Origin of the sequence: Arthrobacter sp. UKPF54-2 (assembly GCF_007858535.1) — a bacterium.
In the GTDB taxonomy this organism is placed as follows: domain Bacteria; phylum Actinomycetota; class Actinomycetes; order Actinomycetales; family Micrococcaceae; genus Arthrobacter.
Genome location: NZ_CP040174.1, coordinates 127456 through 150148, shown reverse-complemented (window position 1 = coordinate 150148; position 22693 = coordinate 127456). Strand labels below are relative to the sequence as shown.

18 protein-coding genes are annotated in these 22693 nt (G+C 71.2%); 7 read left to right on the top strand and 11 right to left on the bottom strand.

Annotated features, from left to right (window positions below):
• Positions 1-49 precede the first annotated feature (49 nt).
• The 5 genes from E7Y32_RS00665 (at position 50) to sufU (ending at position 6368) form a co-directional block, all read left to right on the top strand.
• Positions 50-1471, top strand: a complete 1422-nt coding sequence (locus tag E7Y32_RS00665; protein WP_186467012.1) for a polysaccharide biosynthesis tyrosine autokinase — start codon at positions 50-52, stop codon at positions 1469-1471.
• A 53-nt stretch (positions 1472-1524) separates the two neighbouring features.
• A complete protein-coding gene (locus tag E7Y32_RS00660) occupies positions 1525-2844 on the top strand; it encodes a hypothetical protein (RefSeq protein ID WP_146335362.1) in 1320 nt (439 codons plus the stop codon).
• Positions 2845-2868: 24 nt separating this feature from the next.
• Positions 2869-4443: a glycerophosphodiester phosphodiesterase gene (locus E7Y32_RS00655; protein WP_146335361.1), complete on the top strand. Its 1575-nt coding sequence runs from the start codon at positions 2869-2871 to the stop codon at positions 4441-4443.
• A gap of 89 nt (positions 4444-4532) precedes the next feature.
• Positions 4533-5840 (top strand): SufS family cysteine desulfurase, encoded by a 1308-nt coding sequence (locus E7Y32_RS00650; RefSeq protein ID WP_146335360.1) that lies wholly within the window; start codon positions 4533-4535, stop codon positions 5838-5840.
• 12 nt (positions 5841-5852) lie between these two features.
• Entirely contained in the window at positions 5853-6368 is a 516-nt protein-coding gene (sufU, locus tag E7Y32_RS00645; RefSeq protein ID WP_146335359.1) for a Fe-S cluster assembly sulfur transfer protein SufU, read from the top strand.
• Here the strand turns inward: sufU and E7Y32_RS00640 are convergent.
• The 5 genes from E7Y32_RS00640 to E7Y32_RS00620 form a co-directional block, all read right to left on the bottom strand.
• Positions 6365-7678, bottom strand: a complete 1314-nt coding sequence (locus E7Y32_RS00640; protein ID WP_146335358.1) for a UDP-glucose/GDP-mannose dehydrogenase family protein — start codon at positions 7676-7678, stop codon at positions 6365-6367. The genes sufU and E7Y32_RS00640 overlap by 4 nt on opposite strands.
• A gap of 27 nt (positions 7679-7705) precedes the next feature.
• Positions 7706-8149, bottom strand: coding sequence for a VanZ family protein (locus E7Y32_RS00635; RefSeq protein WP_186467011.1), 444 nt, complete (start codon positions 8147-8149; stop codon positions 7706-7708).
• A gap of 141 nt (positions 8150-8290) precedes the next feature.
• Complete coding sequence (locus E7Y32_RS00630; RefSeq protein WP_146335356.1) at positions 8291-8512, bottom strand: SCO4848 family membrane protein; 222 nt, start codon at positions 8510-8512, stop codon at positions 8291-8293.
• 3 nt (positions 8513-8515) lie between these two features.
• Positions 8516-9013: a DUF2505 domain-containing protein gene (locus tag E7Y32_RS00625; RefSeq protein ID WP_146335355.1), complete on the bottom strand. Its 498-nt coding sequence runs from the start codon at positions 9011-9013 to the stop codon at positions 8516-8518.
• A 48-nt stretch (positions 9014-9061) separates the two neighbouring features.
• Entirely contained in the window at positions 9062-10609 is a 1548-nt protein-coding gene (locus tag E7Y32_RS00620; protein ID WP_146335354.1) for an SDR family oxidoreductase, read from the bottom strand.
• A gap of 187 nt (positions 10610-10796) precedes the next feature.
• Between E7Y32_RS00620 and mfd the strand changes: the two genes are divergently transcribed.
• Together mfd and E7Y32_RS00610 are read left to right on the top strand one after the other, a co-directional pair.
• The gene (gene mfd / locus E7Y32_RS00615) at positions 10797-14435 is read left to right on the top strand and encodes a transcription-repair coupling factor (protein ID WP_186467010.1); all 3639 of its coding nucleotides are present in this window, start codon (positions 10797-10799) and stop codon (positions 14433-14435) included.
• A 6-nt stretch (positions 14436-14441) separates the two neighbouring features.
• Positions 14442-15269 carry a metal-dependent hydrolase gene (locus E7Y32_RS00610; protein WP_146335352.1) on the top strand — a complete coding sequence of 276 codons (828 nt, stop codon included), beginning with the start codon at positions 14442-14444 and terminating at the stop codon, positions 15267-15269.
• Between the two features lie 135 nt (positions 15270-15404).
• Here E7Y32_RS00610 and E7Y32_RS00605 read toward each other — a convergent pair whose 3' ends face one another.
• From E7Y32_RS00605 to nirB, 6 genes are all read right to left on the bottom strand, one after another.
• Entirely contained in the window at positions 15405-15629 is a 225-nt protein-coding gene (locus E7Y32_RS00605) for a hypothetical protein (protein ID WP_146335351.1), read from the bottom strand.
• A 64-nt stretch (positions 15630-15693) separates the two neighbouring features.
• Positions 15694-16428, bottom strand: a complete 735-nt coding sequence (gene deoC / locus E7Y32_RS00600) for a deoxyribose-phosphate aldolase (protein ID WP_186467009.1) — start codon at positions 16426-16428, stop codon at positions 15694-15696.
• A gap of 114 nt (positions 16429-16542) precedes the next feature.
• Positions 16543-17418 (bottom strand): FAD-dependent oxidoreductase, encoded by an 876-nt coding sequence (locus E7Y32_RS00595; RefSeq protein ID WP_146335350.1) that lies wholly within the window; start codon positions 17416-17418, stop codon positions 16543-16545.
• Positions 17419-17569: 151 nt separating this feature from the next.
• Positions 17570-18745 carry a uroporphyrinogen-III synthase gene (locus tag E7Y32_RS00590; protein WP_186467008.1) on the bottom strand — a complete coding sequence of 392 codons (1176 nt, stop codon included), beginning with the start codon at positions 18743-18745 and terminating at the stop codon, positions 17570-17572.
• Positions 18746-18750: 5 nt separating this feature from the next.
• A complete protein-coding gene (gene cobA, locus E7Y32_RS00585) occupies positions 18751-19785 on the bottom strand; it encodes a uroporphyrinogen-III C-methyltransferase (protein ID WP_146335349.1) in 1035 nt (344 codons plus the stop codon).
• Positions 19786-19787: 2 nt separating this feature from the next.
• Positions 19788-22475 carry a nitrite reductase large subunit NirB gene (nirB, locus tag E7Y32_RS00580; protein ID WP_146335348.1) on the bottom strand — a complete coding sequence of 896 codons (2688 nt, stop codon included), beginning with the start codon at positions 22473-22475 and terminating at the stop codon, positions 19788-19790.
• Positions 22476-22693 lie beyond the last annotated feature (218 nt).

Below are 22693 nucleotides of genomic sequence, written 5' to 3'. Positions count from 1 at the left end.
GAAGGACCGTGCCGGCGCGGCATGGCATGGGAACCGCATGGGGGTTCCCTTGGAGCTTGCAGAATACGGCCGGGCGATCGCGCGGGGGTGGTGGATCCTGCTGGTGTGCCTGCTGGCGGGTCTTGGGGCGGCAGCCCTCGTCACGGCCAGGACGGCTCCGGTGTACCAGAGCACCATCAAGTTCTTCGCCGTCACTCCGTCGGCCGCGGGCCAATCAACCTTGCAGGCCCAGGAACTCTCGCGGAACCGCATCACCTCCTACGCCAACCTCGTCAAGAGCGAAGGCTTCCTCGGCCGCCTGGTCCGGGACAGCGGCGCCGGTATCTCCGGCAAGGACCTCGTCGACAGCATCGGCGCGTCCGCTGACCGGGACACCCTGACGCTCTCCGTCATCGTGAGCCAGCCTGAACAGGCCAAGGCCTTCGCGATCGCCCGGTCCATCGCCAACAACCTCGGCAGCGCGGCCGGGGAACTCGATACCGGCGGAGCCGTGACCAACCTGACCGTCGTGGCAGGACCCACCAACGATCCGGCGCCTGTTTCGCCCAAGGTGCCGCTGAACCTGGCCGTCGGCGCGCTCCTGGGCCTCGCCGCGGGCATCGCGATCCCGGTCGCCCGCCGGCTCTCCGATAAGTCGCTGCGGACGGCGCAGGAGGTCGAGGACGCATCCGGGCTGCCGGTGCTGGCCCGCATCCCGCTCAGCACCGCCGTCCGGCCGCCGGCCCGGATCCTGGACCAAAGCGGGGGGACGCTGCTGGATGAGGCCGGGCGCCGGCTCCGCACCAACATTGACCATTTCCCCGCCATGGGGACCGGCGGCGTCGTCGCGGTGACCGCCGCCGGGAGCGGTGAAGGCAGCACCAGCGTGGCGCTGATGCTGGCGCGGGCGTGGGCCGAAGCGGGGGAGCGGGTGCTGCTGGTCGAGGCGGGATTGCGCTCGCCGCGGCTCGCCGCCGACCTTGGCCTGGGCGCGGGCACGGGGCTCACCGACGTCCTCTCCGGCCGGCTGCCGTTGGACCAGGTCATCCAGCACACCGCCGTCGAAGGCCTTCACGCCGTCGCGGCGGGCGACGTGCCCCCGAACCCCACCGAACTGCTCGGCAGCCGGGCGCTGCCGGCCGCGCTTCAGGAGCTGCGGGGCAGCTACGCCCGGGTGGTCCTGGATGCGCCGGCCATGGAGCCCTACAGCGACGCCGCCGTGATTGCCGCGGCCGCTGACTGCACGGTGCTGGTGGTCCGGCACCGGACGGTCACCCGCGACACGCTCCGGGCGGCGCTGCGCAATCTGGAGCTGGTCAACGGCACCGTCGCCGGCGTGGTGCTGAACGCCCTGCCGGGACGCCTCGCGGAAGGCCGCCGCGGGCTCCGCGCCAAATTCCCGTTGACCGCCAACGCCCGCCAGCCGGCCCCGGGCCTGCCGGCCTCCCCGCAAGCCGGTAAACCGGTCGCGAGCGCGTCCCGCCGGCCTTAGGGTCGCACTCAATGGGCGGCGCAACGGACAGGAACGCGGGGCAGGTGGTCTGAATGCAGCTGGCACTCTGGATCGGGCTGTGCCTGGCCGCGGCGCTGGTGCTCCGGCGCCACGCCCGGGTGCTGATTGTCCTGGTGATCGGGCTCTGGATCCTGGTTCCCGCCGTCGGCGCCGGGGTCGTGACCGGCGTGGATGCCGGACCCCTGGGCTTCCACCCGGCGACGTGGCTGGTCCTCTGCGCCTTCGCGGTCCGCATGCTGCATGACCCGTGGAGCGTCCACCAGGCGCTGGCCCGGCGTTTCCTCCTGTTCCTGGTCCTCGCCGTGGTGCTCATCGCGGCCTTCCTCGCCTCCGTCAGCACCAGCACCGCCGGCGGCCTGGTGGTCCTGGTGGACCAGATCCTGATCCCGGTGCTGTTCTTCCTGCTCCTGCTCTCCGAGGCCTCCCGCGGCAGCGGCCTCGTTCGAACCCTCCGCGGCACGCTGCTGCTGTTTGTCGCGCTGGCCTGCGTGGCCGCGGTGCTGCAGTGGCAGGCGAAGGACGTGTTGTTCTACGGCTCCGGCTACAGCACCCAGTACTGGTTCGAGCGGCAGTCGGGACGCTGGATGGGTACCCTGGACCAGCCCCTCGCCCTGTCGCTGGCGATTTCGGTGGCCGCGCCGCTGGTGGCCGGCCTCCGGAACAAGCTCGTGCAGGCGGCGCTGCTGGTCCTGATGGTGGTCGGGAGCCTGATCACCCAGTCGAGGGTCGGCATCATTGCCGTCGCCGTCTCGGCCGTCGCCGCCATTCTGCTGGCCCAGGGACGGGTCTGGGTGAAAGCGGTGATGCTGGCGGGCATCGCCGGTGTCGGGGCCGCCATCGTCTCCTCCCCGCTGATCGACGGCGTGACGGCCCGCCTGGCCGACGACTCCGGTTCCGCGCAGGCCCGCGAAGTCGCCCTGGACTATTTCCTGGCCCGCTGGAACGACTACCTCCTCGGCGGCGGCGGAATCGGCACCAGCTTCAGGCTGGCCTTCCACGCCGGGCTGCAGAGCAGCCTGGAAAATCCGCTGCTGATGTACAGCGTCGACATCGGGATCGTCGCGGCCGGTCTCTACTTCGGCTCCATGCTGGTGCTGGTGGCCCGCAGCGGGTTCCGCCTGGGCTACCCCGGCCTGGCGCTGGCCGGGGTCATGGCCCTGGTGATTCCGCAGACCTACAGCTCGCTCGCCACGCGGTCCGCGGCCGGGATCCTGGTCTGGACCGTGCTGGCGATGGTGGTGATCGCCGGGGATGAACGCCGCGAGCGGATCCGGCGCGACGAGGCAGCGGCAGCCCTGGCGGCCGCGGCCCCCCGGGCCCCGGCGCCCGCGCGCACGGCTTCGGCCGGCTGAGCCCGGCGCGCACCGGGGGAGACCATGGGCGGATCGGGGGAAACTGCCGACGGGCTCGGCCGGCGCGCGTTCCTGGGCCTGGCGGCCGGCGCGGTCCTCGGGGCGGCCGGCTGCGCCCCGTGCCCCGGTTCCGCGGGCAGCCCCCGGCCCGGTACCGGCATTCTTCCGGCCGCCACGGCGGCGGCCGCCTTCGTGGCCGAAGGCGCCGTCGCCGGGCCCGGGACCACCGGACCGCACACCATCGGGACCCTGCTCTCGGCGCCGCACTTCTTCGTGGCGCACCGCGGATCGGGCGACAACTGGCCAGAGCACACCATGCGCGCCTACCGGCAGTCAGCGGACGCAGGCCTGAAAGCGATCGAAGTCTCCGTCTCCGCCACGGCCGACGGTGTCCTGGTCTGCCACCACGACCTCACCACGGCCCGGCTGACCGGCGCCGGGCTGACCATTGCCGCGAGCTCCGCGGCGTCGCTGGCCCGGCTGCGCAACGACGCCCGGCCGTGGCTCGGCCCGGCAACCCCGCTGGAACCGATCCCGCTGCTGACCGAGGTCCTGGATGCCTTCGCGGCCAGCCACGTGATCTTCCTCGAGGACAAGCAGGGCACCAACGCGGAGCGGATCCTGGCCCTGCTGGAGAACTACCCGGACGCGCGGCAACACATTGTCTGGAAGCAGCCCGCGTCCTCCGCCGGCCATGCCCAGGCCTCCGCGGACGGCTACACCACCTGGGGCTACGTCACCCGGGCGGACTATCCCCGGCTCGCCGCACTGGCGCCGCTGGTGGACCTGCTCGGCATCCACCACACTGCCCCCGAGGACAGGATCCTGGAACTTGTGGACTCCGGCAAACCCGTGATCGCCTGGGAGGTACGACGCCGGAGCGAACACCTGCGGCTGCGGGAGCTCGGCGTGCGGGGGTTCATCTGCTCCAACATCCGCCACGTACTGCACCAGGAGTCGCCCCGCGCCGAGGATCTCTTCGCAGAGGGGCTGCGCGGCGCCGGCGACCTGCCGTGGAAAGCGGACGGCGGGTGGGACGAGCAGCCCGCCTTCACCGGCGGGGCGCTGCGCCTGTCCAACCGGGAACACGCCGGCTACCTGCTCGGGTCCATGGCCGGGGCGGTGGACGCCGCGGACTGGGAGCTTGCGTTCGAGCTGCGCTGGCCGGACGGGCCGCCGCCGGCCGGTGCATCCGGCGGAGCGGGGCTGGCCTTCGGGCAGCCCACCGATGCGTCCTACCGGCGGGACCCGGGCCCGGCCGCGCCCGGCTACGAACTCGACGTCGGCGCCGACGGCCGGATCACCCTCTCCCGGCGCGACCCCGGCGCGGCAACCGCCGTCGAACTGGCCGCCGGCAACAGCCCGGCGCCGGCGCCGGGGGAGTGGCTGGCCTTTGTGGTGTCGGTGGCGCCGCGCAGCCTCACGGTGCACCGGCTGGAGGGCGGAACCCCGCGCTGGAGCCTCAGCACCGACGACGCCCGCTACGGCGGCGGCTGGTTCTCCCTGCTGAAGAACTACGACGCCGGACCCCCGGTTGAGTTCCGCCGCGTGCACCTGCGCGCCGCCGCTGGATCCGAGCGTTGCGCGAACGTGGGATAATTAGGTCTAATCTGCGTGACGTAATAGGACAGGGCCCGGCCGGGCGCCCCTGTTGCTCCGCAGCGACTGCCGATCCAGGAGTTCCGCCCATGGTTGCCACACCCGCCCATCTCCTCCGCTCAGCCACGGCGCTGGGCAACGAGGAGGTCCGAAGGATCCGCAACGACTTCCCGATCCTGGGCCGGTCCGTCAACGGGCACCCGCTGGTGTACCTGGATTCCGGCGCCACCTCGCAGAACCCGCTCAGCGTGCTGGAGGCGGAACAGGAGTTCTATGAGCAGCGCAACTCCGCCGTTCACCGCGGCGCGCACCACCTCGCGGTGGAGGCCACCGAAGCCTTCGAGGACGCCCGGGAGACCGTTGCGGCCTTCATCGGCGCCGACCCCGACGAGCTGGTCTGGACTTCCAACGCCACCGAGGGATTGAACCTGCTCAGCTACTCGTTCCTGAACGCATCCCTGCCCGGCGCCCCGGCGGCGGCGGCCCGCTTCGCGCTCGCCGCCGGCGACGAGATTGTGGTCACCGAGATGGAGCACCACGCCAACCTGATTCCCTGGCAGCAGCTGGCGGAACGGACCGGCGCCACCCTGAAATTCATTCCGGTCGACGACGCCGGGGCCCTGGACCTCGACGCCGCCGCCCGCCTGATCGGCGGCCGCACCCGCGTGCTGGCCTTCACCCACGCCTCCAACGTGCTCGGCACCATCAACCCCGTGGCAGAGCTGGTTTCCCTCGCCCGCGCCGCCGGCGCCCTGGTGGTGCTGGACGCCTGCCAGTCCGCCCCGCACCTGGCCCTGGACGTCAAGGCCCTGGACGTGGACTTCGCCGTCTTCTCCGGGCACAAAATGCTCGGCCCCACCGGCATCGGCGGTCTCTACGGGCGCTCGGAACTGCTCAACGCCATGCCCCCGTTCCTGACCGGCGGCTCCATGATCACCACCGTCACCATGGAACGCGCCGGGTTCCTGCCCAGCCCGCAGCGCTTCGAGGCCGGCACGCAAAAAATCTCGCAGGCCGTGGCGCTGGCCGCCGCCGCCAACTACCTGAGCGAGACCGGCCTCGAGAGGATCCACGCATGGGAGGCCGAACTGGGCCGACGGCTGGTCGAAGGGCTGGAGGCCATCCCCGGGATCCGCGTGCTGGGTCCGGCCGCCGGCCAGGAGCGGATCGGCCTCGCCGCGTTCGACGTCGCCGGGGTGCATGCCCACGACGTCGGGCAGTTCCTCGACAGCCGCGGCATCGCCGTCCGGGTGGGCCACCACTGCGCCCAGCCGCTGCACCGCCGCCTCGGCCTCACGGCCAGCACCCGGGCCAGCACCTACCTGTACAACACCACCGACGACGTCGACGCGTTCCTCGCCGCCGTCGCCGGTGTCCGCGGATACTTCCAAGCCTGAGGACGGCCCTGCATGAGTCTTGACCAGCTGTACCAACAGATCATCCTCGAGCATTCCAAGGCGCGCCACGGCAGCGGCCTGGCCGACGCCGGCGTCCCGGAGGGCGCCAGCAGCGGCCAGTCGCACCAGCTCAACCCCGTCTGCGGCGACGAGATCACGCTGCGGGTGTCGGTGGCCGGCGGCAAGGTCAGCGAACTGCGCTGGGACGGCGAGGGCTGCTCCATCTCGATGGCGTCCGCGTCCGTGCTGACGGACCTGGCCGAAGGCCTGGACCCGGCAGAGCTGCACCAGGTGATCGACAGTTTCCGCGAGGTGCTGCGCTCCCGCGGCAAGGTGCCGGCCGATCCGGAGATCCTCGGCGACGCAGCGGCCTTCGAAGGGGTGTCCCGGTACGCGGCCCGGGTGAAGTGCGCCATGCTCTCCTGGGTGGCCGCCGAGGACGCGCTGGGCCAGGCGGAGTCACACCAGGACCCCGCTAGCCAGGACCCCGCTAACGAGGACCTCGCTAACGAGGACCCCGCGGACTAGGGCCGGCCGAGGCCCTTGTAGGTCCAGCCGGCGGCACGCCATTTGGCCGGATCCAGCACGTTCCGGCCGTCCAGGATCCGCGGGGACGAGACCAGGGCCAGGGTGTCGTGCGGGTCCAGCTCGCGGTACTGCCGCCACTCCGTCAGCAGCAGCACCGCGTCGGCCTTGTGCAGGGCCGCGTCCAGGTCCGGCTCCAGGGGCAGTTCCGGGAAACGCTTGGCGGCGTTGGCCAGCGCCTGCGGGTCGGTCACGGTTACCACGGCGCCCTGGAGCTGCAGCTGGGCCGCGGCGCTCAGCGCGGGCGAGTCCCGGACGTCGTCGCTCTCGGGTTTGAAAGCGGCGCCCAGCACCGCGATCCGCTGCCCCATCAGCGAGCCGCCGCACAGTTCCCGGGTGAGCTCGACGACGCGGGTGCGGCGGCGCATGTTGATCGCGTCCACCTCGCGCAGGAACGTCAGGGCCTGGTCCGCCCCCAGCTCGCCGGCGCGGGCCATAAACGCCCGGATGTCCTTGGGCAGGCAGCCGCCGCCGAAGCCGATCCCGGCGTTCAGGAACTTCCGCCCGATCCTCTCGTCCATGCCGATCGCGTCGGCCAGCCGGGTGACGTCCGCTCCGGTGGCCTCGCAGACCTCGGCCATCGCGTTGATGAACGAGATCTTGGTGGCGAGGAAGGAGTTCGCGGCTGCCTTGACCAGCTCGGCCGTGGCGTAGTCGGTGATGAGCCGCCGTGTTCCGCCCGCCAGCGGCGTCGCGTAGACCCGGTCCAGGACGGCGACGGCGGGGTGGTCTTCGCGGCCGTCCGGGACGCCGTAGACGAAACGGTCGGGGTTCAGGGTGTCCGTGACGGCGTGGCCCTCCCGGAGGAATTCGGGATTCCAGACCAGGGTGGCGCCCGGCTCCGTCTCCGCGAGCAGCTCGGCGAGCCGGGCGGCGGTGCCCACCGGAACGGTGGATTTTCCGGCGATCACGTCGCCGGGGGACACATAGCCGGCCAGGGCCTCCACGGCCGCGTCGACGAAGCGCAGATCCGCGCCGTTCTCGCCCCGTTTTTGCGGGGTTCCCACGCAGATAAAGTGGACCTCCGCCCCGTGGGCGGCGGACATCTCGGTGGTGAACCGGAGCCGTCCGGATTCTTCGAGTTCGGACAGGAGCTCATCGAGCACGGGTTCGTAGAACGGGGCCCGTCCCCGGGAGAGGTGCTCCACCTTGGCCGCGTCGACGTCGATGCCGACCACCTCATGGCCCAGTTTCGCCATGCACGCCGCGTGGACCGCGCCAAGATAGCCGCAGCCGATAACCGAGATCCGCATTCCAAGGTCCTCCCGCCAAGGGTGTGTTCACAGAGTACGTGCTGCCGCCCGGTTTCGGACAGGCCTGCGGCGGCGCATTATTGGCAGCACGAGCAGGGCGCCCAGGAGCGCGCCGATGGTGTTGGCCAGGACATCGGCGAGGGTGGGGACGCGGGCCGGGAGGAAAAGGAGCTGCGCGAGCTCGATGACGCAGGAGGTGAGCAGGCCGGCCGCAGCACCCACCCACCAGTAGCTGCGGCCGATGATCCAGGCCACGAGGGCGCCGAGCGGCACGAACAGCAGCACGTTGGAGACGGATTCCACCAGGGGGTAGTCGACCCAGTCCGGAATCCCGCGGCGGTGCAGAGCCCTAAGCGCCCGGTGCAGGAGTTCGCCGATAGGCCGGTCCACCGGCTGCGGCCACAGGGCCACCGCGGCCAGCACCGCGACGTAGGCCGTGAGTCCCCAGCTGGCCACGCGATGGGGCCGCACAGGCATCCCCCTTCAGCAGTCGGCGGGCGTTTTCCTGATTCTAGCCCCGCACCGCCCGCGTTTTAACCCAGTTGGCCCGCAGTTGTTGTCGTTCCGGGGAAAGTCAACAACTGCGGGCCAGCCGGGCGGGGGAGACCCCGGTCAGTTCAGCAGGCCGGCGATCCCGATGGCGGCCGTCGCCGCGCCGAGCAGCATCGAGATGCTGACCAGCACCACGTGGACGGTGAGGAAGCGGGTGGCCTGGCCGCCGGCGTCGCGCGCCCGCGGGTCCTTCATAACCCGGCGCAGGAACTGCGGCCAGACGGCCAGGGACCAGACGCCGGCCACCACCAGCACAATGGCGAGGAACGCGGGGAGTTCCACCGGCTAGTGGCTTTCGAGCCAGGCCTGCGCCTGGGTGGACTGGATGTTGAGGGCCTTGCCGACCATCGGCTCGGCCGCGTCGGCGATCTTGCCGCCCAGCAGCGGCACCGAGGAGGTCACGGTGCCCTCCAGCTCGATGCGGGTGCTGCCGCCGTCGGCGACCAGGCGCTGCACGGCATTGACATCCAGCGGGGCGCCGGCGACCTTCAGCGAGATGCTGCTCTGGCGGGAGCCGTCGGCGGCCGGGGCCTCCCAGCTCTCCAGCTGCGTCACCTTGAGGCTCTCGCCGACGAACTTGCGGGCCAGGTCCGGCATCCGGGTGGTCGGGATGGTGCGGACGGTGGTGGTGGTGAAAGCGCCGGCCGGATCGCCGTCGACGGCAAACGATTCGAGGGTTCCGCCTACGAGTTCGCTGGTGTGGCGCAGGAAGTCCTCGTTGACGAAAACCGCCGTGACGCTCTCAACGCTGTGCGGAAGGGTGGTGGATGCACTCAGGGCCATTGGGGGTCCTCCATGGGGTGGGACTGGTCGTTTCGGGCTCCCAACATCCTACGCGGTGGGCCCGGCCGGTTTCGATTCGGCCGCCGGCTCCGTCCCCGGCTCCGTCTCCGGCTCCGTCTCTGCGAGGTGCTGCGCCGCCGCGGCGATGTTCCGCGACATGGCGGGGAAAATCAGGCTGTGGAACGGCAGCACGGCGAGCCAGTAGAGCTTGCCGCTGAGCCCCTTCGGGAAGAAGATGGCCCGCTGCCGGTAGCGGCTGCCGGCCCCCTCCGGCTCCACCGACAGTTCCAGCCAGGCCCGGCCGGGCGCCCGCATTTCGGCGCGCAGGCGGAGCAGCCGGCCGCGGTCAATCCGCTCCACCCGCCACCAGTCCACCACCTCGCCTTCGGCCAGCAGGTGCGGGTGCCGCCGGCCGCGCGCCAGCCCCGCGCCGCCGGTGAGCTTGTCCAGCCAGCCGCGCACGCTCCAGGCCAGCGGCAGCGAATACCAGCCGTTGCCGCCGCCGATGCCCTCGATGATCGTCCAGACGTACTTCGGGTCCACCGCGCTGGAGTAGCTGCGCTCGTCCACGTAGACGCGGTGGCCGGCCCAGTCCGGGTCGCTCGGGAGCGGATCGGCGTCGGCTCCGGCGTTGGCCCAGATGGTCTCCACCTGGCCGTCGCGTTCCTTTCCCAGGGCCAGGGCCACCGCACGCCGGTAGGGGGTGAGCCCGCCCTCGGGCAGCGGGATGAAGGCGTCGATGTCATGCTCCCGCGACACGGCGTCGTGCTGCAACGACTCCACCAGCGGCAGCGACATGGACAGCGGGATCGGGGTGGTCAGCGCCACCCACATCCCGGCAAGCCTGGGGGCCGGGATGGGCAGCGCCAGCACCAGCCGGTGGGGCAGCCCGGCCTCCGCGGCGTACTCCTGCATCATGCCGGCGTAGCTGAGCACCTGCCGGGAGCCGATGTCGAAGGTGCGGTTGATCGGGCCTTCCAGCGCCGCGGCCCCAACGAGGTAGTGCAGCACGTCCCGCACCGCGATCGCCTCGATCTTGTTCCGCACCCAGCTCGGGGCCGGCATCAGCGGCAGCGTCTCGGACAGGTGCCGGATCATCTCGAACGACGCCGAGCCGGAGCCGATCACCACGCCCGCCTGGAAAACCACTGCATCGACCGGGCTGTCGAGGAAGACCTTGCCCACGGCCTCCCTGGACCGCATGTGGGTGGAGAGCTCGGCGCCGGCGGGGTGCAGCCCGCCGAGGTAGACAATCCGCCCGACGCCGGCCCCGGCGGCAGCCTGTGCCGCCGTCTGCGCCATGGCCTTCTCCTTGGCTTCAAACCCGGAGCCGCCCGCCATCGAGTGGACGAGGTAGTAGAGCACGTCGACGCCTTCGAGCGCCTCCCGGAGTGCCGCGCCGTCGTCGAGGCTGCTTTGGACGACGTCGACGTCGTCCAGCCACGGGACGCCGGCGATCTTCGCCGGGGTGCGGACCAGGACCTTCACCCGGTGCCCGGCCTCGAGCAGCCGGGGGACCAGCCGGCCGCCGATGTAGCCGGTGGCGCCGGTCACGAGCACCGTCTTCGGGTTTGCAGCCTTGGGGGTGCCGTTCATGGTGCTCCTTCTCGTTGCGGATACAAGCCATTCGGAGCGCCGAACCCGCCGGACTGGGACCATTCCAGCTTATCCCCGGGTGCCGCCCCGGCGCCGGGTCGCGGTAGGCTGGAAGCACCCGGGATTCTTGCGAATTTCGGGTATTCGTGTTGCCTGCATGCCCGTGATCACTTCAGGAGTTCCAGCCATGAGCCTCAACGGCCCTTCTCTCACCGGCCTGCGGCGCGCCCTCGCCGAGGACAAGACGTTCGCCCGCGTGCAGGCCGAAGCGTCCCGGCCGTTCACAGTGCGCAGCGAGGACTACCAGCTCAGCGCCCCGGCCGGGCTGCGGGCCGCGCTGCTCGCGGAGATGGCCGACGGGCTCGCCGCCGGCGGCGCATCCGACGGCGGCGCCACGCCGGTGGTGCTGGCCGTCACCGCCACCGGCCGCGAGGCCGAGGACCTGGCCGCCGCCCTGCGTGCCTTCCTGCCGGCCGAGGCGGTCACCGAATTCCCCAGCTGGGAGACCCTGCCGCACGAACGGCTCTCGCCCCGCTCGGACACCGTGGGCCGCCGGCTCTCCGTGCTGCGCCGCCTCGCCCACCCGGAAACCGCCGGCGGTGCCCTGCGCGTGGTGGTCGCCCCGGTCCGCGCCGTCGTGCAGCCGATCGTGGCAGGCCTGGGCGAGCTGGTCCCGGTGACCCTCACGGTGGGCCAGGACGCCCCGTTCGGCGACGTCGTAAAGAGCCTCGCCGGCGCCGCGTACGCCCGGGTGGACATGGTCACCCGGCGCGGCGAATTCGCCGTCCGCGGCGGCATGCTGGATGTCTTCCCGCCCACCGAGGACCACCCGATCCGGGTCGAGTTCTTCGGCGACGAGGTCGAGCAGATGCGCTGGTTCGCCGTCGCCGACCAGCGCTCGCTGACGGCCCCCGGCGTGCACCACCCCACCGAACTGCACGCCCCGCCGTGCCGCGAAATCCTGATCACGCCCTCGGTCATGTCCCGGGCCGCCACGCTGAAATCCCAGCTGCCGGCCGCGGCGGACATGCTGGAGAAAATCGCCGGCGGCATCGCCGTCGAAGGCATGGAGTCCCTCGCCCCGGTGCTGGTCGATTCCATGGTGCCGTTCCTTGACCAGTTCCCGGCCGGCTCCATCTCCGTCGTCATCGAACCCGAAAAGGTCCGCACCCGCGCCCACGACCTCGCCGCCACCAACGAGGAGTTCCTCGAAGCGGCCTGGTCCACCGCGTCCGACGGCGGCGCCGCGCCGCTGGATCTTAGCGCCGCCGCCTCCGAGGCGCTGCATTCGGCGAGCTTCCGCTCGCTGGGCGAGACCCGCTCCACCGCGCTCGCGCACGGCGTGTCCTGGTGGTCCATCAGCTCGCTCGCCAGCGACGAAGAGCTGCTGCCCGAGATCGACGTGCTGAACCTGCACGCCCGCGAACCGCGCGGCTACCAGGGCGACGTGGCGGAGATGATGGACTTCATCGGCTCGCACGTGCGGGAGCAGTGGCGGATCGTCGTCGCCACCGAGGGCCCCGGCCCGGCGCAACGCCTCGCCGAGCTCTTCCACGACAACGACATCCCCTGCGCCCGGGTGGAAACCCTGGACGCGGAGCCGCAGCCGGGCCTGATCGAGGTGACCACCGCCGCCGTCGGCCGCGGCTTTGTCCTGGACACGCTGAAGCTGGCCCTGCTGACCGAGGCGGACCTGCTGGGCCGAACGTCCGCCGGGTCCACCAAGGACATGCGCCGGATGCCGTCCAAACGGCGCAACGCGGTGGACCCGCTGCAGCTGCTGGCCGGCGACTTTGTGGTGCACGAACAGCACGGCATCGGCCGGTTCGTCGAGCTGATCCAGCGCAAGGTGGCCGGCGGGGGCGACGGGGTGCGCGAATACCTGGTGCTCGAATACGCGCCGTCCAAGCGCGGCGCCCCGGGCGACCGGCTCTTTGTGCCCACCGACCAGCTGGACCAGGTCACCCGGTACGTCGGCGGCGACACCCCCGTGCTGAGCAAGATGGGCGGCTCGGACTGGGCCAGCACCAAGTCCAAGGCCCGCAAGGCGGTCAAGGAGATCGCCGGCGAACTGATCCGGCTGTACTCGGCCCGGATGGCCTCCCGCGGCCACGCCTTCGGCCCGGACACCCCGTGGCAGCGCGAGTTGGAGGAGGCCTTCCCCTATGTGGAGACCCCGGACCAGCTGACCACCATCAACGAGGTGAAGGCGGACATGGAGCGGGAGATCCCGATGGACCGCCTGGTCTCCGGCGACGTCGGCTACGGCAAGACCGAAATCGCGGTCCGTGCCGCGTTCAAGGCGGTCCAGGACGGCAAGCAGGTCGCCGTGCTGGTCCCCACCACCCTGCTGGCACAGCAGCACTACGAGACCTTCACCGAACGCTTCTCCGGCTTCCCGCTGCGGGTCAAGCCGCTGTCCCGTTTCCAGGGCGCCAAGGAGGCCAAGGAGACGGCCGAGGGCGTCAAGAGCGGCGCCGTGGACGTCGTGATCGGCACGCACCGGCTGCTGTCCAAGGACTTCGCGTTCAAGGACCTCGGCCTGGTGATCGTGGACGAGGAGCAGCGCTTCGGCGTCGAACACAAGGAAGCGCTCAAGAAGATGCGCACCAACGTGGACGTCCTGGCCATGAGCGCCACCCCGATCCCGCGCACCCTGGAGATGTCGCTGACCGGCATCCGGGAGACCTCCACGCTGGCCACCCCGCCGGAGGAACGCCACCCGGTGCTGACCTACGTGGGCCCGTACACGGACAAGCAGACCTCGGCCGCGATCCGGCGCGAGCTGATGCGCGAGGGCCAGGTCTTCTTTGTGCACAACCGGGTCTCCACGATTGACCGGACTGCGGCGAAGATCCGCGAACTGGTGCCGGAGGCCCGCGTGGAGGTTGCGCACGGCAAGATGTCCGAGGGCCGGCTGGAGCAGATCATCGTGGACTTCTGGGAGAAGCGCTTCGACGTGCTGGTCTGCACCACCATCATCGAGACCGGCCTGGACATCTCCAACGCCAACACCCTGATCGTGGACGGCGCGGACAAGTACGGGCTCTCGCAGCTGCACCAGCTGCGCGGGCGGGTGGGCCGCGGCCGGGAACGGGCCTATGCCTACTTCCTGTACCCCTCGGAGAAACCCCTCGGCGAGGTGGCGCTGGAGCGGCTCAAGGCGGTCGCCACCCACAACGAGCTCGGCGCCGGCATGCAGCTGGCCATGAAGGACCTGGAGATCCGCGGCGCCGGCAACCTGCTCGGCGGGGAACAGTCGGGCCACATCCAGGGCGTCGGCTTTGACCTGTACATCCGGCTGGTGGGCGAGGCTGTGGCGGACTACCGCGGCGAGGCCGAGGAGAAGGCTGCGGAGATGAAGATCGAGCTGCCGGTCAACGCGCACCTGCCGCACGACTACGTGCCCGGCGAGCGGCTGCGCCTGGAGGCGTACCGGAAGCTGGCCGCCGCGCTCAGCAACGAGGCGATCGACGAGGTCGAGGCCGAACTTGTGGACCGTTACGGCGAGCTGCCGCTGCCGGCGAAAAACCTGGTAGCCGTGGCCCGGTTCCGGGTGGGCGCCCGCGAGGCGGGCCTCACCGACGTCGCGCTGCAGGGGAACTTCATCAAGTTCTCGCCCGCCCAGCTCCCGGAGTCCAAACTGATGCGGCTGGCCCGGATGTACCCCGGCTCGCAGGCCAAACCGGCCCTGGACGCGGTGCTGATCCCCAAGCCCAAGACGGCCAGGATCGGCGGCCGCGACCTGCAGGACGCCGAGATTCTGGCCTGGGCCAATACGGTGATCGAGGCGATCTTCTCCGACGCCCCGCTCTCCGTGGGCTAGCCCGTGATGGGAGGACACCACGCCGCGTCCGGGGCCGCGGCGTGGGTGGCTATTGCCTCGACCGGGCCGTACACGCTGGGCTGGTACCCGCTGGACGCCACCGGGATCCTGATCGGCGGGATGGCGACGGCGGGCACGGCCCTGGTCTGCGACTGGGACCACCGCTCGTCCACGGTGGCGCACGCCCTGCCGCCGCTCTCCAACCTGATCGCCGTCGGGATCGAGAACGCCTCCGGCGGCCACCGCCAGGGCACCCACTCGGTGCTCGGCGCGGCGTTCTTTGTGCTCCTCGCCGCGTTCGCCGGGCAGCTCCAGCTGCAGACCAGCTGGGGCCAGCTGTCCGTCGGCGCCGGGCTGCTGTGCATGTTCTTGATCAACATCGCCGCGAAGGCGCTGAAGCTGTTTCCCAAGTACGGCTGGATCAGCAACTGGATATTCGCCCTGGCCATGGCGTCGCTGGTGACCTGGTTCGCGCCGCACCAGTGGTCCTGGCTGCCGGTGTCCATGCTCGCCGGCGTCATCGTGCACATTATCGGGGACATGATCACCACCGGGGGAGTGCCGCTGCTCTGGCCGCTGGTGGTCAAGCCGCCGAAGTTCCTGCGCAAACTGCCGCTGGTCAAAGACGTGTGGAAGGCCAACGGCGCGTTCTCGATCCCGCTGCTGGGCCGGGCCGGGTCGCGGCGGGAATGGCTGGTGCTGATCCCGGTCAGCGCCTACGCCATGGTCGGCATGTTGTCCGCCGCCCTGGCCCTGGCCAAGGGGCATTTCCCGGCGGCCCTCGCGCTGGGCACTGCGCTGGTCAACCGCCTGCTGGCCGCCGTCGGGGGTTAGTGCCGCAGGCTGCGGCGACGTCGACGGCGACGCCTGAGCCTCGGCCGTCCGGGGCGGCTATGACGCCTGCCTGGGCCGTTCGGCCGCTTAAACAACTGTTGCCCCGGCAAGAACCGGGGCAACAGCCGGGAGTGTCTAGTTCTCGCCGGCGGAATCCGAGCGGCCCAGCAGCGTCTGCGGGATCCAGAACGCCAGGGCGAACAGGCCCAGGCAGGCGGCCATCGGCCAGGGGTTGCCCAGGCTGAGGAACGACAGCGAGTACAGGGCGCCGAAGAACAGGGCCATCATCAGGACAAACAGCACGACGCTGGATGCCAGGCTGCTCTCGCCCTGCGGGGTCTTGGTGGTGTTGCTGGACATTCGTTCCTCCTCGGCCCCGCGGGGCTCAAAAAACTGTGGCGTCAGCGGCTGTTACGGTATGCGGTCAGTACGCGGACGAACCCTGTTCACCCTTGACGATCGCGATGCCGGAGCTGGCGCCAATACGTGTTGCACCTGCAGCAATCATAGCCTGCGCGTCGGCGAGGGACCGCACGCCGCCCGAGGCCTTGACGCCGAGCCCGGGACCCACGGTGCGGCGCATCAGGGCGACGTCCTCCACGGTGGCCCCGCCGCCGTTGAAGCCGGTGGAGGTCTTCACGAAGTCTGCCCCGGCCTCGACGGCGGCCTCGCAGGCGAGGACCTTCTGGGCGTCGTCGAGCAGCGCGGTCTCGATGATGACCTTCAGGATGGCGCCGCCGGCGTGGACCGAGTCCGCCACCGCGCGGATGTCGTCCACCAGGGCACCCTTGTCATTGGCGCGCGCGGCGGCGATGTTGATCACCATGTCGATCTCGTCCGCGCCGTCCAGCACCGCGCCGCGGGCCTCGAACGCCTTGACGTCGCTCGGGGTGGCGCCCAGCGGGAACCCGATCACGGAGCAGGTCAGCACACCGGAACCCCTAAGCGCGGTCTTGACGGTCTTGACCCAGATGGGGTTCACGCAAACGGACTTGAAGTGGTACTCGGCCGCCTCGGCGCAGACCTTCAGGACCTCGGCCTCGCTGGCCTCCGGCTTGAGCAGGGTGTGGTCGATGTACGAGGCGATGCTGCCCGCGGCCTGGCCGGCGGTGTTGTCGGTGCCGGCAGCCGTGCCGTCCGTGGTGGCTTCGTTGCTCATGGTGGTCCCTTTCCTGGCGGGCCTGGTTCGTGGCCGGGCCGGCCTGCTGACACGGCGTATGTCGTGGCTTCTCAGTGAACCATCTTGCCATAACGCCACCGGCGGCAGCGGGCCCTACGCCGCCGTCGCGAGCGGCGCGGACAGGGAGGCGCGGAGCAGGTGGGAGGCGCAGACCCCGGCGGCGGATCCGGCTGCCACGAGCAGGCCGAGCCGGACGCCGTCGTACGCCGCGGCGTCCCCGATTGCCCAGATCCCGGGCACCGAGGTGCGGTAGTCTGTGCCCACCACAATCCCGCCCTGCGGGGCGGTGGCCAGGCCGGCCGTGTGGGCCAGGCTGTCGCGGGAGACGCGCTCTTCGGCGAGGACCACCAGGTCCCCGCTCATCCGGGCGCCGTCCTCGAAGACAAGGCCGGCGGCCGGCAGCGTGGACCCGGCGAGGGTGGGGACGACGGCGGACGGGCGCAGCGTGGTGCGGACCGGCCGGACCCCGCGGGCCCGCAGCACGGCCTCGGCCTGGCCCGCGGCCGTGCCGGTACCCACCAGGATGCCCAGCGGCCGGCGGCCCAGGACCCGGGTGACGTCCTTGACGGCGTCGCCGAGCCGGGTGGCGTCGTCGATCGTGGAGTAGCTCAGGCACCGGCCCGCGCCCTCGATCGGGGCCAGGGCCGGCGCCGAGCCGGTGGCGATCACCAGCTGGTCGTAGCTGAACTCAAGGCCGTCCGCCGTGGTGACCCGCCGGCCGGCGGCGTCGATGTAGCTGGCCGGCTGACCGAAACGGACCGAGACCTGGGGCAGTGCGGCGAGCTCCAGGAGTTCCTCCGGGGCGTCGTCGCGGTTGCTGAGCACCGTGATGGCGCCGGCGAACGGGGTGCGGGTGAGCTGGCGGACCAGCGCCTGCGCCGCCGGGCCGGCGCCGGCAATCACGATCCGCGGCCGGGTCTGGGAGGTGGCGGAGACGGTGGAGATGGCGGCGGCTTCCGTGACGGACATGTGCTGGCCCTTTCGCTGGTGGGCCGGTGGATGTGGCCCGTGTTCTTGATGTTCCCCAGCGTAGGGGGCCGGTTTTTCGGGCAGGTTTCGGTGGTGTTGCGGTATTTTCCCGGCCCGTTCGCCAGTTGTTACCAGCTGGTAATGCCGTGGGTCACACCCGGATCCGGTAGCCGCGCTTCACCACCGTTTCCACCAGGGCCCCGTCCGGCAGGGCAGACCGGAGCCGGCTGACGGTCATGTCCAGGGCGTGGACCGATCCGCGCAGTTCCAGCAGGTCCGAGAGCGCGTCGCGGGAGAGCACGGCCCCGCCGGCGCCCAGCAGCGCCCGCAGCAGCAGCAGCGGCGCCGGGGCCAGGTCCACCGCCTCGCCGTCGATCCGCAGCGACCGGCCGCGCAGCTCCACCGCGCCCGAGGCGGTGTCCAGGCGGCGGACGTGGTTCAGGGCCAGGTGTTCGACGACCAGCCTGATCAGGGCGCCCATTCGGAACCGTTCCGGGATCAGCGGCTGCACCCCGGCGTCGAGCAGCGGCTGGGCGGTGATGGGCCCGACGACGGCGGTGGCCACCGTGGTCTTGAGGCTCTGCACGAGCTGCTTGTAGAGGCCCATCTCGTGCGCGGTGCTCCACAGGGCGTCCACGGCGGGGGCGGACGTGAACGTCAGGACATCCAGGTTGCCGGCGCACGCGGCCTCGATCAGCTTCGGCAGCCGGTCCGCGCCGTCCGGCTTGACCCACCGGTAGGGCGTGACCGTCATAACGTTCGCGCCGGACATCCGCAGCCGCTCCAGCTGGCGGACGTCGGTGTAGCCGTGCAGCTGCACCGCGACGGTCTTGCCGCGCACCCCCTCGGCGAGCAGCATGTCCACCAGGGTGGCCGTGGTTTCGTCGCTGCTGATCCCGACGTCGGCCAGGCCCGCGGCGCGCACGGCGCCGCGGGCCTTGGGGCCGCGGACGAACATCCGGGTGGCGCCGAGGGTTTCCAGCAGCTGTTCGCCGATGCCGAAGGTGTCCGCCGCCTCGCACCAGCGGCGCATGCCGTAGGCGGTGGTGGCGATGCACAGTTCCGGCCGGGCCTCGATGATGGCGCGGGTGTCCTCGATCAGCCGCAGGTCCTCCTGGACCGGGGCGATCTTCAGCGCCGGGGCATGCAGCACCTCGGCGCCGCGCCGTTCCAAGGCCTCGATCAGGTCCTGCGAGCGGCGGTGTGAGGTGACCCCGATCCGGAAGCCCTCCAGCGGCAGCTCAGCTGCGGCCTCTTCGGCGGCGGCCGGGGCCGGGGCCGTTGGCGCCGGCGCGGCGGCGGGGGCGGCGGCGTGGAGTGCGCTCACGTCGCTCACGCCCCCATCAGGGACGCGGCCAGGCGGTTGAGCTCGGCCTCGGCTTCCGCGCAGCCCCGGTTGACCTCGGCCACCCTGACCACCTCGCCGATCACCAGCACGGCCGGGTTGCTGCAGTCTGAGGCGGCGCTTGTGATGGTGCCGAGGTCCGCGATGGTGGTCCGCTGGCCGGGCCGGTAGCCGCGTTCCACCACGGCCATCGGCATGTCCGCGCGCATCCCGGCCCGGCGCAGGCCGGCGGCGAGCTGGTGCAGCGTGCCGATGCCCATCAGCACCACGATTGTCCCGCCCAGGCCGGCCAGGTGCGTGTGTTCCTGCTCGGTCAGCGGGGCGTGGCCGGAGACCACGGTGAACAGGTGGCTGACGTCCCGGTGCGTGACCGGGATGCCCGCGGCGGCCGGGACGGAAATGGCGCTGGTGACGCCGGAGATCACGCGGACGGGCACGCCGGCTTTCACGCAGGCGGCCACCTCCTCCCCGCCGCGGCCAAAGACGTACGGGTCCCCGCCCTTGAGCCGGACCACGTTGTGGCCGGCCAGCGCGGCATCCACCATCAGCTCCTCGATCCCGGACTGGCTGACCTTGTGGTGGCCGGGCTGTTTGCCCACGTCCACCAGCTCGGCAGAGGTCAGGGACGGCAGGTCCTGGTACGGGGCGAGCCGGTCGTAGAAGACGACGTCTGCGTCCCGCAGGGCCGCCACGGCGGCGACGGTGAGCAGCTCGGCGGTGCCGGGGCCGCCGCCCACCAGGGTCACGTGGCCGGCCGGGCCGGCGGCGGGCTCCACGGCCACGGGGATGCCGGTGTCCCGGCAGCGCCCCAGCAGCGCGTCCCAGCCGGGCTGGCCGTCGTCGACGGCGGCGACCAGGAAGGGCCGCTCCGGCAGCGGTCCGTCGTGCGGTCCGCCCTGCGGGGAACTTAGCCGGGAGACGACGGCGCCGGCCGCCCGGTAGCGGCGGACGGCCTGGCGGGCGGCGGGGTCCGCACCGGTGACCAGGACGTCCCGGCCGGTGAGGTCAAGGGTGAGCTGCATGGTTAAACCTCGTTTTCGTTGCTGGACCGGACCGGAATGCTGGCGCCGATGAGCACGGGTTGCCTGCCGGCGGCTTTTTCTTCCGCGGTGGCGGGGCGCATCTGGCCGCGTTCGTCGGGGAGATGCGTGATCGAGTCGTCCCGCTGGTCCGGGGCGTTGACGAAGGAACGGAAGCGGCGCAGCCGGTCGGGGTCCTTCAGGGTGTCGGCCCATTCGTCGATGTAGGTGTCCACGTGCTTGGCCATGGCCGCTTCGAGGTCCGCGGCGATGCCGAGGGTGTCGTGCACCACCACGTCCGCCACGTGCTTGATGCCGCCGTCGAGCTCCTCCTGCCAGCGGGCGGTGCGTTGCAGCCGGTCGGCGGTGCGGATGTAGTACATAAAGTAGCGGTCGATGTACTTGACCAGGGTGGCGTCGTCGAGGTCCTTGGCCAGCAGCTGGGCGTGGGCCGGGGTGGCGCCGCCGTTGCCGCCGACGTAGAGGTTCCAGCCGTCCGCGGTGGCGATCACGCCCACGTCCTTGCCCCGGGCCTCGGCGCATTCGCGGGCGCAGCCGGAGACGCCCATCTTCAACTTGTGCGGGCTGCGCAGGCCCCGGTAGCGGAGCTCCAGCGCGATGGCCATCGCCACCGAGTCCTGCACGCCGAAGCGGCACCAGGTGGAGCCGACGCAGGACTTCACGGTCCGCAGGCTCTTGCCGTAGGCCTGGCCGGATTCGAAGCCGGCGTCCACCAGTTCCTTCCAGATCTCCGGCAGCTGCTCCAGCCGGGCGCCGAACATGTCGATCCGCTGCCCGCCGGTGATTTTGGTGTACAGACCGTACTTTTCCGCGACCGCGGCGATCACACCGAGCTTCTTGGGGGTGATCTCGCCGCCGGCGATGCGCGGGACCACCGAGTAGCTGCCGTCCTTCTGCATGTTGGCCAGGGCACGGTCGTTGGTGTCCTGCAGGGTGCCGCGGCCGGCGTCCAGGACATAGGCGCTGTTCTGGCTGGCCAGGATGTTGGCGATGGTCGGTTTGCAGATGTCGCAGCCGTCCCCGGTGCCGTACCTGGCCATGACCTGCTCGAAGGAGTCCAGTTCCAGCACCCGGATGGTCTCGAAGAGCTCCTGGCGGGAGAGCTCGATGTGCTCGCAGAGCGCCTTGGAGACCTCGACGCCGGACTTGGTCAGCTCGGTTTCGAGCAGCTTCTTGAGCATCGGGACACAGGATCCGCAGCTGGTCCCGGCGCGGGTGCAGCCCTTGAGCTCGCCGAGGTCCCGGACCGGCGCGTCGCCGTCGCAGGCGCCGCAGCCGTTGACGGCGTCGCGGATGGATCCGGCCGTGACGTTGTTGCAGGAGCACAGGATGGCGTCGTCCGGGAGTTCGGTGTCCGGTACGTCGTCCCCGCCGCCGGCCGCGGTGAGGTAGGCGCCGGGCTCGGCCGGGAGTTCGCGGCCCAGCAGGGGGCGCAGCGACGTGTAGGGGGCCGCGTCGCCGACGAAGATGCCCCCGAGGAGGGTCTTGGCGTCGTCCGTGGTGACGATCTTCTGGTAGACGCCGCGGGCGGGGTCGGCGTAGACGATTTCGAGGGCGTGTTCGGTGCGGGCGAAGGCGTCGCCGAAGCTGGCGACGTCGACGCCGGAGAGCTTGAGCTTCGTGGCGGTGTCGAACCCCGGGAAGGTCGCCGCGCCGCCGTGCAGCCGGTCCGCGACGATTTCGGCCATCGTGTTGGCGGGTGCCACGAGGCCCAGGCACATGCCGCCGAAGTTGGCGACCTCTCCGATGGCCCAGATGCCGGGGACCTGCGTTTCGCAGCCGTCGGAGATGACGACGCCGCCGCGCGGGCCGAGGTCGAACAGCTGGTCCCCGGCCGGGCCGGCCTCGTTGGCCGTGCGGAACAGCTCGTCGCGAGGCTTCACGCCGATCGCGACGATGACGAGGTCGGCGTCGATGATCCGGCCGTCGGCCATCAGCACACCGGTGACCTGGCCGTCGGCGTCGGCGAGGACCTCGGCGGGGAAGACGCCGCCGTGGACGGTGAAGCCCTTGGCCTCGATCAGCCGACCCAGGGCCTGCCCGGCGCCCTCGTCCAGCTGGGTGTTCATCAGCCAGGGGGAGCCGTTGATGACGATCGGGGTGGCGCCGAGCTGTTCGGTGCCTGCCGCGGATTCCAGGCCCAGCAGCCCGCCGCCGATCGTGACGGCGTTGACCTTGCGGCCCAGCTTCACGGTGAGCTCCGCGATCGCCTGGTTGATGGCCCGAACGTCCTCCAGGGTGCGGTAGACGTGGGTGAGTTCGGCGCCGGGGATGGGCAGGCGGGCCGCGTCCGAGCCGGTAGCGACCACCAGTTCGTCGTAGGGGTATTCGGTGCCGGCCGCGGTCTGCACGGTTTTGCCGGCGGCGTCGAGGCCCGTGACGCGCTCGCCGGTCCTGAGGGTGAGCGCGTCGTGGTCCCACATTGAGGCGGTGCCGAGGGTGAGGTCGACGTCGGCGTCGGTGAGGGCCCTGCTGAGCGCGACGCGGTCGTAGGGCAGGTGGGCTTCCTCGGTGAGGACGGTGACCTGCCAGCCGTCCAGGCCGCGGGCGTGCATCGCCTCGGCGAAGCGGTGCGCCGCGGGTCCGCCGCCGGCGACGACGACGCGGCGGGGGCTCTGCCCGGATGCGGCAGTGGGACTAGCGTTTTCGGGGCTGGCGGTCTGTCCGGTCACGGGTGGCCTTTCGTTGGGCCGCAGGCGGTGCGCTGCAACGGTTCGATCCAGCTGCGGTGATCTGCCCGGGGAGTCATCCGGGGTGAGCTGGTCCGTTCAGCCTAGGGACGGGCAGTTTCGCTTCAGTTTCCCTTTTGTTTCGTGATCTTAACTTCTGCATCACGGCTGCGTTTCCGGCCGCGTGAGGTCTCTTTTACCGGCCGGACACATTGGCCGCA

Coding starts and splice junctions, on each gene's coding strand:
- cobA (WP_146335349.1), bottom strand. CDS start 19,785: ATGCAGCTCACCCTTGACCTCACCGGCCGGGACGTCCTGGTCACCGGT.
- E7Y32_RS00655 (WP_146335361.1), top strand. CDS start 2,869: ATGGGCGGATCGGGGGAAACTGCCGACGGGCTCGGCCGGCGCGCGTTC.
- E7Y32_RS00625 (WP_146335355.1), bottom strand. CDS start 9,013: ATGGCCCTGAGTGCATCCACCACCCTTCCGCACAGCGTTGAGAGCGTC.
- E7Y32_RS00620 (WP_146335354.1), bottom strand. CDS start 10,609: ATGAACGGCACCCCCAAGGCTGCAAACCCGAAGACGGTGCTCGTGACC.
- mfd (WP_186467010.1), top strand. CDS start 10,797: ATGAGCCTCAACGGCCCTTCTCTCACCGGCCTGCGGCGCGCCCTCGCC.
- sufU (WP_146335359.1), top strand. CDS start 5,853: ATGAGTCTTGACCAGCTGTACCAACAGATCATCCTCGAGCATTCCAAG.
- E7Y32_RS00605 (WP_146335351.1), bottom strand. CDS start 15,629: ATGTCCAGCAACACCACCAAGACCCCGCAGGGCGAGAGCAGCCTGGCA.
- E7Y32_RS00660 (WP_146335362.1), top strand. CDS start 1,525: ATGCAGCTGGCACTCTGGATCGGGCTGTGCCTGGCCGCGGCGCTGGTG.
- deoC (WP_186467009.1), bottom strand. CDS start 16,428: ATGAGCAACGAAGCCACCACGGACGGCACGGCTGCCGGCACCGACAAC.
- E7Y32_RS00650 (WP_146335360.1), top strand. CDS start 4,533: ATGGTTGCCACACCCGCCCATCTCCTCCGCTCAGCCACGGCGCTGGGC.
- E7Y32_RS00610 (WP_146335352.1), top strand. CDS start 14,442: ATGGGAGGACACCACGCCGCGTCCGGGGCCGCGGCGTGGGTGGCTATT.
- E7Y32_RS00595 (WP_146335350.1), bottom strand. CDS start 17,418: ATGTCCGTCACGGAAGCCGCCGCCATCTCCACCGTCTCCGCCACCTCC.
- E7Y32_RS00640 (WP_146335358.1), bottom strand. CDS start 7,678: ATGCGGATCTCGGTTATCGGCTGCGGCTATCTTGGCGCGGTCCACGCG.